Below are 12,416 nucleotides of genomic sequence, written 5' to 3' on the forward strand. Positions count from 1 at the left end.
TTAATGAGTTAAGATTTTTTGTGAAATTTCTCCTGTTTCAGTTTCTACTTTAACAAAGTATACTCCGTCAGTTTGGTTAAAAGGAATTTCTATTTTAGTTGAATGATTAATATTTGAATTTAATTGAAGTATTTTTTGACCTAAAACATTAAATACTTGTATGTTTTTTATTTGAATATTATCCAAGTTGTTCAATACTATTGTTTTATTTGGGTTATAGTATATTTTGATATTCTTGATTTCATCTTCGTTTACAGATAAAGTTTCAGCAGGAGTAAAAACAACCGAATACCTGTCATAATATTCGCCAATAGGCAAATTGATTAAAAAATTAGAATCCGTTATATCATGTGTCGTATTCAATATATTGTCTTTGATATAGATTGTATTCTGAAAATTTTCTACTTCATCTATCATAATTTGATGCGTTCCACTTTCTGAGATTAATAATCCTAACGGAAACTCAAAACTGTCATCAAATGCATCCACACCTTGAATAGCATATTTATTATCTGTTTGACCATCAATTATAAAATACAGTTCGTCAGCTCTATTGACTTTCATTAAAGCGTCATAACCTGGATTATGAGTAATATCTGCTAACTGATTAGGTAAAAAGCCTAAAAGCAATTGTCTGTGGAAGCCTTCTGGATCTTCATAACCCAATCTGATGTATTGATTACTTGAAGTATTTTCAGCAGCAGCTTGATCTGTTCTGTAGTGTACAGCATCTCCTGAAGATTCTGTCCTAAAAATACGCTGTCCATTATTAAACTGAATATTTCCTGTTCCTGTCGCTCTTATAAAAAATCCTTGACCAACAGGCACATAAGGTGGTGGAGTTGTTATACTACCTGCTGTACCAACACCAGAAATTAATGGAGATGCCACAGATGGTGGAGTACCTCCTGTTATATTTCTAATGGCATAACCACCTAAATAGTCTGATAAATAATGAGAAGTAGATCCTCCGTCAACCCAATAATACAAAGCATCAAAAACAGTTATGTTATCGTTAATAAACTGCGCAACATCCAATGCTGATGGATAAGGGTTACCAACTAAAGACTCTTCTCCTGCGTTAATTGGTGTAGTGTATTCACCATTATTTGGCACTCCATAGTACACGTAATTTTGAGTAGCATCTACTGTATTTGTACCTTTCATAGTATATCCAATACCTGGATTTAAAGGGGTGTTTTGGTTAATAACTGCCCAATCTGCATATCCAGAAGATCCTTGAGCATATTGGTACAGCCATCTAGTATTAATAGTTAAAGCAGTTGTAACATTGTCACTACCATCCACAACAGATGGTAATCCGTTATATGGAGCTCCTGAATTAAATAGTACAGGTTGCGGAGTAAATGAATTGATAGCAGAATCTGTACCATCAAATTTATTACCAGCTATTGTAAATGTTCCTGAACTATTAACTGGAGAAGACCAAAAATTATATTTAAAAGCCGAAGCTTGACCCTGTTGGTCTACCATTATTTTTCCAGTCGAAATTGTATTAGCATCCAAGCCAGTGTGTGCTTGAATTAGTTGAGACTCTCCAACCAATCTTACATCTCCACTAACTAAATTAACATTGTTCTCTACATTAATAGCAAATCCATCTGTTACAGACACGCCTTTAGTATTAGTTGCAGTTATATCTACTTGCAGATTATTAAAGTTTACGGTTTCAGTAGTTCCAGAAATACTTAACAAGGGATTATCTACACTTTTGAAAAATGTAGTTCCGTCTGAAGCTGCTGTGGAGCCATTATTAATAAAATTACTGTTAAGGTATAGTTCTCCATCACTAACATGTGAAGCACTATTGTCGTTTGTGTACTCGTTTTCAAAATAAACGTCAGTAGACGATTCAATTTTAAGAATCCCTTTATTTATAATTTGTGCAGTTGCACAAAACATACTAAAGAGTATAAAACAAGTACTTATAATATAGTTTTTTGTCATAAAAGTTGTTTTAGTGATTAAAAGAATTCATAGTTGTTATTAGTATTAAGGTTATTAAATTTGATTACTAGTTTCTAAACAAAATTGTTTAGCCACTTCTAGGTCATTGCAAACTTTAAATGGTATAATTGGGTCATAAATACGTTTGTAAGATGCGATTAACAATTTAGTAGCCATAGAGTTTGTTATAAAGGCCTGTGATATACTAGAATTATTTAATAGACTGTTTTTAGCAATAAACTTTGCAGCCTCTGTGGAAAACGCACCTCTAAAACCTCTTAAATCTATAACAGAAGACATAGACATACCTTCACTAATTTGAAGTATCCCATTAAAGTATTTTTTTGCTGTATTTAAGTCTAAAACAAAATCTGATTGATTTTGAGTAAACTCAAAATAAAGTATATTGTCATAATCTGTCCAAAATTTTGCTTGTCCTACTGTTACCATTTTTTTCATTTTTTTTAACTGATAGAATTATAGGCTTGGTTATCTTCTATACAAAATTTAATAGCAGATGTAGTATCTACAAATATCAAATCTGGCATCGCTGGATTACAGAAAAAACTAACTACCTTTAATAACACACTTAACTTAAACGAGTTAACCAAAAACGTTTTTGATAATGTTAAAGATTTGATGATTCTATTTTTAGACAACAACTTAAACACTCTAACAGCGTTATTAAAATCCAATGCTTCTAGATTAAATAATATAGGCATATGCACACCTTCTGATAGCTTGGTAATGGCTTCATTGAAAATTTGATCTAAGTCTTCTGGTCGGTTACAATCTGAGAACGTATTAAATACTTTACAATAGATTACATTTTGATCAACCCAAAACTTTAAGTCATTGATTAGCAATTGTTTTTTCATTGTCTGTTTTATTTGAAAATGAATAAACAATACGAATGCCAAAGCTTATATAAATATACAAATAAATAACAAACAGCTGTATATCAGTGATTTAAAATATTTTATTGTTTTACAAATTACTTTATCAAGAATCGGTATTCCGTCATTTTTTAACGACGAAAAACACTACTCACGGAATACCGTTACTTTTATTTAGGTTTTTTAATGCCTAGTTTAGACATTCTATCGCGCAAAGTACTTGGTTTAAGACCCAACAATTCTGACGCTCCTTTTTCTCCGCTAATTTTCCAATTGCAGCCTTCTAAAACTTCTAGTATATGATTACGCAATACAGAATCCAGACTTAAGTCTTTACTATTAATAATACGTTGTTTAATTTTTTGATTAGCGGTTTCAAATCCTGGAACAATTAAAGTGTCTCCTGTAGATAATATTAATGCACGTTCAACCAAGTTTTCAAGTTCTCTAATATTTCCTGGCCAATTGTAAGCTTTTAATTTTGTCATAGCTTCATCAGAGATATATTTAACTTGCTTGTCATAAGCTTTATTAAATTTATCTACAAAATGCTCTACCAATAACGGAACATCATCCTTTCTGTCTCTTAATGAAGGGACATTTACAGGAAATACATTAAGCCTAAAGTATAAATCTTCTCTAAACTGTTTTTTCTTAATCTCCTCTTCAAGATTTCGGTTAGTCGCTGCAATTACCCTAACATCTAAAGTCTTTGTTTCGACACCTCCAACAACTTCAATTTCGCCTTCTTGTAAGAATCTTAATATTTTAGGTTGCATATCCAATGGAAGCTCTCCTATTTCATCTAAAAACAGTGTTCCACCATCTGCTAACTCAAACTTTCCTATTTTATCTGCAAATGCACCAGTAAACGATCCTTTTTTATGACCAAACAGTTCGCTTTCTATAAGTTCTCTTGGTATTGCAGAGCAATTAACTTTTATTAATGGTTTATTGTTTCTTGTACTAATATTGTGGATTGCTCTAGCTAACAATTCCTTTCCTGTACCAGACTCACCTAACAATAAAACCGTAGCATTTGTTGGTGCTACTTGTTCTACTTGTGTCAACACGTTACTAAACTCAGCACTTCCATACACCATTTCTTCATAGTTAAAAACAAGATCTAGCTCGTTTCTAAGGTATACATTTTCTCTTTCAAGTTGTTTACGTAAATCATTTAACTCTAAATTAGCTTCGGTTAATTGCTGGTTGGTTTTAGCAATTTCTTTTTCGGCTAATGTACGCTCTTTACTTTCTACCATTAAAGAAACAATACTAGCTATTGATGTTGCAAAACTTTCTTCTTCATGGGTAAAGACACGATTTGGCACACGACATTCAAAACTTATAATACCGTAATGTTTATTTCTTCCGTAGATTAAAACATCTACTCTTGAAGTTATTTGATTAGGCTTAAAGTATTTTTCTGAAAATGCTTTGGTTAATGGATCTGTATTTACATCTGATATATTAATACTGTTTTTAGTTTCAAAAATGTTGAAATAATCAGGATAATCTTTTTTATAAATAGTTAAGTTTTCAACTTGAGCTTCATCTGTTAATAAATTATAATGAAGTTTACTTAATAACTCATTATCATCATCTTGATATTTCCAAATGGTAACCAAAGCTATATCTAAAGCTATTGCTGAAGTTTTTGCTATTTTTAGTATAGATGAATTAAAATCTTCTCCAATAAGGTTAGCCAACTCTATAATGGTGTTTTTTCGTTGGTTAGATAAAATTATATTGTCTTTTAATATATTTTCAGCTTTAACACTTAATGAAATATCGTTTATGGTTGCAAAATAGGCTTTTACTTTTCCGTTATTACCTTTTATCATAGAGTAGGATAATGAGGCTGGAAAATACTCGCCATTTTTTCTCTTTAACGTCACTTTAATATTAGAACCTAGTTTTTGACTTGCATTTTCAAACAGGTCATAAACCTCATCATTTTTTTCTGGAGGCCAATACGGAAAAGGAGGTTTTATACCTATTAATTCTTCTTCAGAAAAACCTGTCATTGTACAAAGCGCTTTATTAACTTTAATATGCTTACTGTCCAAATCTACAACAGATAACCCTTCATGTAATGACGTAATTAACTCCTCAGAAAATTCTTTTTCTGATTTTAGCTCTTTTTCTGCTTCTTTACGCTCTGTACCTTCAACCATTAATGAAACAACACTTGCAATTGTTGTTGCAAATTCTTGATCCTCAGCAGACCATTTTTTTAATGGTTTACCAACATGCTCAAAACACAAAACACCATAATGACCCTCTGCGCTATTAATAAACACATCCATTAATGAGGTTATATTATTTGGTACTAAATAATCTTTAGCAAATGCTTTAGTTAATTTATTTTTTTGTGCATTTGTTACTGTTATAGTTTCTTTTTTATCTAAAGCAAGGAAGTATTCTGGGTTATCTTTATCAGATAACACTGTTCCTGACTGATATTTTCCTGTCTCAAGACTAAATATTTTTTGACTGGTTAATTGATTCATCTTTGTATTAAAACGCCATACACTAACTCTAGCTACGTTTAATGTTTTTGAAGCTAATTCTGTAATTTTTTTAAATGAATGATCTAAGTCTTTACCTATTAAATTTGTTAATGATATTATAGTTTCTTTTTTCTGATTAGATTTAAAAGCTGAATCTTCTAGGATTTTTTTTGCTTTTTCTTCTTTTGATATATCTTTTAATGTCGCAAATAAAGCGGTTAAAGTATTTGTATTATCCTTAATATATCCAGTAGTAAAGGATACTATTATTTTTTCTCCATTTTTTTTAATTAATCTACCTTTTGTATTTTGCTTATTACCCTTTCTGGTTTCTGTTATTGCTTCGGTTATTGATCCTTCATCATCTGAAAACTCAAAAGGAAATGGTCTTTTCATACCAACTAACTCTTCTTCTTTATAGCCTAATAATTTAGTTACCGATGGGTTAACTTTTAGAATTTCTCCTTTAAAATTTATTATAATAAGCCCTTCCTGAAGTGACATTATTAAATTATCTGCAAACTCATTAGCAATTTTTAATTCTAACTCTGCTGTTTTACGTTCTGTTATATCCTGAATTGTACCAACAAAATTAACTGGTATATTATTTTTAAAGATTATTTCTCCTAAACCATGAATCCATTTTACATCTTTTGTATTAAATGTTTTAACGCGATACTCTAAGTCAAACTTTTTATTGTGCTTTTGACATTTTAACATCTCATGTTTAACAAGTTTTTTATCTTCTGCTATTACTAAGTTTTGCCATAAGGCAAAAGGAATATTCTTTTCTTCTTCTACACCTATTATCGTGTTAAAATTTATTGATGTTATCGCTATTTTATTTACTAAATCAAGGTTGAAACTTCCAATTTTAGCAATTTTTTGTGCTATAATTAGTGATTGCTCTTTGTCTTGCAATGTAATTTCTGAAAGTTTTCTTTCTGTAACATCTTGAATTGTACCCAACATTTTGATAGGGTTACCTGCATTATCAAAAATAGCTTCCCCTACACCATGCACCCATATCTCGTTACTATCAATTGGCCTTAAAATTCTGTACTCCTTATTAAAACGCTGTTTTGACTTTACACAATCCAAAAAGTATTGATACACATGGTCCCTATCCAATGGATGTATTAAATTTACCCAATTATCTATTGTGCGTTGGTAATCTTGGTTTATCCCAAAAATATTAAACATTACTTCAGAGCTATCCCAAGTCATGTCTAATAAATCTATAGTGTATGAGCCTATGTTACCAATTTTTTGAGATTGTTTTAAAACATACTCGCTTTCTTCTAATTTTAATTGCGATAATTTACGACTTGTAATATCCTGTATGGTACCAATTAACTTGATTGGGTTATCATTTTTATCAAATAATGCTTCAGCAATACCATGTACCCAAATCACTTTATTATCTAAAGGTCTAATCACTCTGTACTCTTTAGAAAACCGTTTGTTATTAGTAATACAGTCGTTTAAATAATTATTAAGGCTATCTCTGTCTTCTGGGTGTATATAATTATCATTCCAATTAGAGACTGTTTTTATAAATGAATCATCAATACCAAAAATATCGTCTAAAACTTCAGAGGATTGCCAAGTCATGGTTTTTAAATCTACCGTTATGGATCCAATACTTGCTACTTCTTGAGATTGCCTTAAACTATACTCGCTTTCAAGTAATTTAATTTCGGATAATTTACGCTCAGTAATGTCTTGAACAGTACTCACCATTTTAACAAGTTCTCCATCTGTACCAAACAGCAATTTACCTATATTATAAACCCATATTATTTTATTGGTATCAGGTCTAATTACCCTATATTCTTTATAAAATTTTTTGTGTTTTTTAATGCAACAATCTAAACTTTTAAGAACATCATCTTCATCATCTGGATGAATTATTTTTTTCCAATTTTCAAATGTTTTAGTAAATGTTTCATCTATACCTAAAATATTATCTAAAATCTCTGAAGATTCCCAAATCATAGTTTTAAGGTCTAAGGTTTTAGACCCAATATTTGCTACTATCTGAGATTGTTTTAATCTGTATTCGCTTTCTTTTAGTTTTTGTAATATTTGCTCTCGTTCGGTTACATCTTGAACGGTTGCAAAATTTATAATTGATTTTCCGTTTTCATTTTTTATACTAGACATGATAACGTGTGCCGAAAACTTGGTTCCGTCTTTTCGTTTATAAACCGTATTAATATTAGGGTTTAACGCTCCTTTTTTTAGCGTTTTATTTTTTTGTTGAAGCTCTTCAAATTGTTCTGGCAAATGAAATGGATGTGGTATTTTTTTACCCAACAATTCTTCTTCGTTAAAACCTGTCATTTTACAAAATGCAGGATTAACACTTAAAATCTCAGTATGTTCACCTAAAACCACAAAACCTTCATGCATGGATTTAATCAGGTTTTCTGAAAACTCTTTAGCTGACTTGATTTCTTGAAGGTACTTTTTACGTTCAGAAACATCTCTTGCAATGGCTAATATTTTATCATCGCTTATTAATCTTGAAGAGATTTCAACATCAACAATAGTGTTATCTTTTTTAGTGAATTGTCTTTCAAAAACTACAGGAGTTCCGTTTAATAATTGCTTATTATTATCACTATCTACATTGATATTACCAACTAATACATCTTGAATTTTTAGCTTAGAAAATTGGTTTTTAGTAAATCCTAAAGCCTTCGCTGTAAAATCATTAAACTCGTGAATTGTACCATCTAGAGAATATACAATAATAGCATCACTTGCATGATTAATTAATGTTTTATAGGTTTCGTCCTTTCTTTTTATTTCTGTGACAATATTATGTTTAATTATGGCAATCTTTGCTAAATTAACTGCAAAATTAAGTTCTTGAACTTCATCAATAGTTGGAGAACTTATAGCTTTACTATAAATTGCAAAAGTTCCTAAAATAGTGTTTTTTTTATCTAAAATAGGAAGTGACCAACAAGATTTAAAACCATGTTTTAATGCTATTTCTTTATCATTTACCCAAAGTTTATCATTCTCTATGTCTGAAACTATAACTGGTTTTTTTGAAAAAACTGCAGTGCCACACGATCCTTTTTGTGAGTGTATCTCTAAAACTTTAATATATTTTGTATAAGTTTTAGGTAACGATGGTGAAGATTTAAGATGTAATTGTTTTCCGTTTTTACTTAGTAAGCTTATGCATCCAAAATAGTTAGGATTATTACTTTCATAATTAAGCAGTAGTTGATCAAAAATAGAATCTAAAGGTGTATTTAATGAAATTAAATCTAAGATTTGATTTTTTTGGATTAACAATTGTTCTGCTTTTTTACGCTCTAAAACTTCATTACCTAAATCTAGACTTTTTTGTTTAAGCTTATCTATTAATCTTTGACTGTAAAGTTTTAATACCTCATCTTCAGAGATATTAATTTGATCGTTAATAGAGGTTGCTTTCTGATTTTTTTCTAATATATATTTTATCTCTTTTATTAATTCTTCGTGATCGATTGGTTTTCGTAAAAAAGAAGCTGCACCTAATTTTAAAGCAAAATCTTCGTCTAATTTGGCTGTATATGTTGAAGTATAAAATACAAAGGGAATATTTTTATAATCACTATTAGCTTTACACGCTTTACAAAACAAATATCCGTCCATTATTGGCATTAAAATATCTGAAATTATTAAATCTACATGATACCTTTTTAAAGTCTCTAAACCTTCTTGTCCGTTATTTGCTTCCAGTACCTGGAATCCTTCTTTTTCTAATATTACTCTTAATAAGTATAGGTTTTGAAAAGTATCATCTACTATTAAAATTTTTTTAGAATCCATGAGCTGTTTGTAATCTTTACTTAATTTATTTTGAATTATTGATTAAATGGTAATTTAAAGGTGAAGCGACTACCTTGATTAAGCTTACTTTTTACGTCTATTGTTCCTCCTAATTTTTCGACTAAACTTTTTGTTATTGCCAATCCTAATCCAGTCCCTTCATGATTTCGGCTTAAGCCACCTTCTAACTGCATGAATGGTTTAAATAAATGACTTAAATTTTGTTTACTAATACCAATACCTTGATCTACAACTTGGGTAACTAACCAGTCTTTATCTTGGTCTACTTTAATTGTTATTGTACCAGAGTTGGAAAATTTTATGGCATTGTTTAATAAATTTATTAAAATTTGCTTTACTCTGCGTTGATCACTATGCAAATTAACTTTAGTTACACTAATTTCTGACACGACGGTTAACTGCTTTTTTTGTGCTTGAGGCATTAATATTTCTATAGTTTTTTCTAGAGTCAATAAATAATCAAATTCTTTTAAAACAACATCTAGTTTACCTGCTTCAATTTTAGATATATCCAAAACATCGTTAATTAAACCTAATAAGTGGTCACTACTAGATTTAACCATAGACAGCTGTTTTTTCTGTTCATCATTTAATGGTCCAGAAAACTCTTTTAAAAGTACACTAGTAAAACCAATAATAGAGTTCATTGGTGTTCTTAACTCATGTGACATCGTGGCTAAAAAAGCTGATTTCATTAAATCTGCAGATTGCGCTTTTACTTTTTCTTCTTCTAATTGAGCAGTGCGTTTTACCACCAATTCTTCTAATTTATTTTTATGCTTTTCTAGCTCTATTTCGGTTTTTTTAATGTGTGTAATATCTCTAATTACTCCAATTATAAAACGGTTTCCTTTATTATCTATAAACCTTGTTTTTTTAGTCGAAATAGTTTTGGTTAATGTTTTAGAGACTTCAAAGGTTTCTTCAGTAACGGTTTCTAATCCTGAGAAAAGTACTGAAGCATCATTTTTTAGAAAGCTGAATGAGGTAGCACACGATTCATTTATAGTTTTTGTTTTATTTAAAATCTCTTCTTTAGTTAAATTAAAAAAAGCACAAGCTGCATTATTAACTAAAATTACCTCACTTTTTTCATTTTTTACAAAAACAGGATCACCAATATTATTTATAATATTATCCAAGTAAATTTTACTTGATATAATTTCGTCCTCAGACTTTTTACGCTCTGTAATATCCAAACACGTCCCTAAATAACCATATAGTATTTTGTTAACATCAAATAAACCAATTGCCTTGACAGACATCCAGGTTACAATTCCTTTTTTATTAATAAACCTGCAATCTATCTCAAAATCTACTTTACCAATTATAGAAGCTTGCCATTCTTTTAAAACACGGTCTTTATCTTCTTCATGAAGTCCATTTACCCAACCATAACCTAAAGCTTCTTTAAAGGATAAACCAGAATAATTCATCCATTCTTGATTAACAAAATTACAGGCACCATCTTTATTGGTTTTAAATATGCCTACAGGTGCATTGGCTGCTAAACCTCTAAATAATTTTTCGCTATTTATTAATCTATCTTCAGCAATTTTACGGTCACTAATATCTATTAAAACACCTATGTAACCGTAAAGTTTATTTTGGGCATTATAAGTCCCTACAGCTTTAACAGACACCCATTTAGTTTTTCTTTTTTTGTTTAAAAACCTAAAGTCTATATTAAAGTCTTTACCTGTAGGTACTATTTGCAACCAAGCATCAACAACGTCATCCCTATCTTCTGGATGTATTGCTTCTATCCAACCAAAATCCATAGCTTTTTTAAATGGCATCTCTGCATAATCTATCCATTGTTGGTTAACAAAATTACAAGCACCATTTAAGTCTGTTTTAAATATTCCGACTGGAGCATTAGCTGCTAAACCACGAAAAAGTTTTTCGCTATTTATTAGTTTTTCTTCAGCAATTTTTCGGTCGGTAGTATCTAAAGCCATTCCTATGTAACCATTAGGATTGTTCTCAGAATCATAAGTCCCAACAGTTTTTACAGACACCCATCTAACAGTATTATCTTTATGTTTAAATCTAAAATCTGTTTCAAGTTCAAATGAGTCAGACTTCATGTAATGCTCCCACTCGACCACTATTCTGTCTTTATCATCAGGATGAATTGCTTTTGACCAACCATAACCCATAGCTTCATCATAGGTAATTCCTGCATATTGCGTCCATTTCTCGTTGACGTAGTTGCAAAACCCGTTAATATCTGTTTGAAAAATAGCTGCAGGTGCTTTAGATGTTAATCGTTTAAACAATCGCTCACTTTCAATTAATTTTTCTTCATATCTTTTCCTTTCGGTTATATCTGTAAAGTATATGGATAATCCATCTTCTGTGGGATATACCCTGTTTTCAAACCATTTATCATTAGGTGCAAAATAATCTTCAAAAAACTGTGTGCGTTGTGTTTTAACTGCTTTTTGGTAAGCATCATAAAACTTACTCTTAACAATATCAGGAAACTCGGTCCAAAGATGTTTACCTAAAATAGATTTAGGATCACGTTCTATTAACTCTGCAGCTTTTTTATTGACATATACATAGCACCAATTACTGTCTAATAAAATAAACCCATCAGTAATATGATTTAAAGTATTTTCTAGTTTATAGGCTAATTTTTTATGAACTATTAGATCTAAATATTTTTTTCGATAATTTAATACTGAAGATAAATCGTTATTTTTTAAAAAGTCAAAAAGGTTATATGGCTTATATTCGGTAGCATTTTGTACTAATATGATATATGCAATAACGTCCTCGTTTTCATCTTTAATATTAGAAACATAAGCTATTATTGGGTATTCATTCCCTTCTTTATGTTGATACAATCCATTAAACTCACCTTTAAGTTGTTTTTTAATGATTTTATCAAACCTTTCGCTAAATTCATCATGTTTATTTTTTGGCCAAAAAGGAAATGGAGCTTTAGCACCTAAAAGCTCTTTTTTTAAAAAACCGGACATGTTACAAAAGGCATCGTTTGCAATTATAATTTCGCCAGTAGTATCAAAGACTAGAAAACCTTCTTCTAAAGATTCTAAATAGTCAGACGTAAAACCATTTAATTGGTTTAATTGGTTTAGTATGTTGGTTTTCTTTTTAGTCATAAATTTTTTGCAACAGCAACAATTTAGTTTTATTAAATTATTAATAA

The 12,416-nt window shown here is 30.0% G+C and carries 5 protein-coding genes; all 5 read right to left on the reverse strand.

Translation table 11 applies throughout. The features are described from left to right. Positions 1–1,968 carry a T9SS type A sorting domain-containing protein gene (locus ITB9_RS04495; protein ID WP_054851318.1) on the reverse strand — a complete coding sequence of 656 codons (1,968 nt, stop codon included), beginning with the start codon at positions 1,966–1,968 and terminating at the stop codon, positions 1–3. A 54-nt stretch (positions 1,969–2,022) separates the two neighbouring features. After that, positions 2,023–2,427: a hypothetical protein gene (locus ITB9_RS04500; protein WP_054851319.1), complete on the reverse strand. Its 405-nt coding sequence runs from the start codon at positions 2,425–2,427 to the stop codon at positions 2,023–2,025. 5 nt (positions 2,428–2,432) lie between these two features. Continuing rightward, positions 2,433–2,846, reverse strand: coding sequence for a hypothetical protein (locus ITB9_RS04505; RefSeq protein WP_054851320.1), 414 nt, complete (start codon positions 2,844–2,846; stop codon positions 2,433–2,435). Positions 2,847–3,034: 188 nt separating this feature from the next. Then, on the reverse strand, positions 3,035–9,214 hold the full coding sequence (locus ITB9_RS15810) for a PAS domain S-box protein (protein WP_054851321.1): 6,180 nt from the start codon (positions 9,212–9,214) through the stop codon (positions 3,035–3,037). Between the two features lie 35 nt (positions 9,215–9,249). Then, a complete protein-coding gene (locus tag ITB9_RS04515) occupies positions 9,250–12,369 on the reverse strand; it encodes a PAS domain S-box protein (protein WP_054851322.1) in 3,120 nt (1,039 codons plus the stop codon). Positions 12,370–12,416 lie beyond the last annotated feature (47 nt).

Source organism: Olleya sp. ITB9, assembly GCF_001315805.1.
In the GTDB taxonomy this organism is placed as follows: Bacteria; Bacteroidota; Bacteroidia; order Flavobacteriales; family Flavobacteriaceae; genus Olleya; species Olleya sediminilitoris.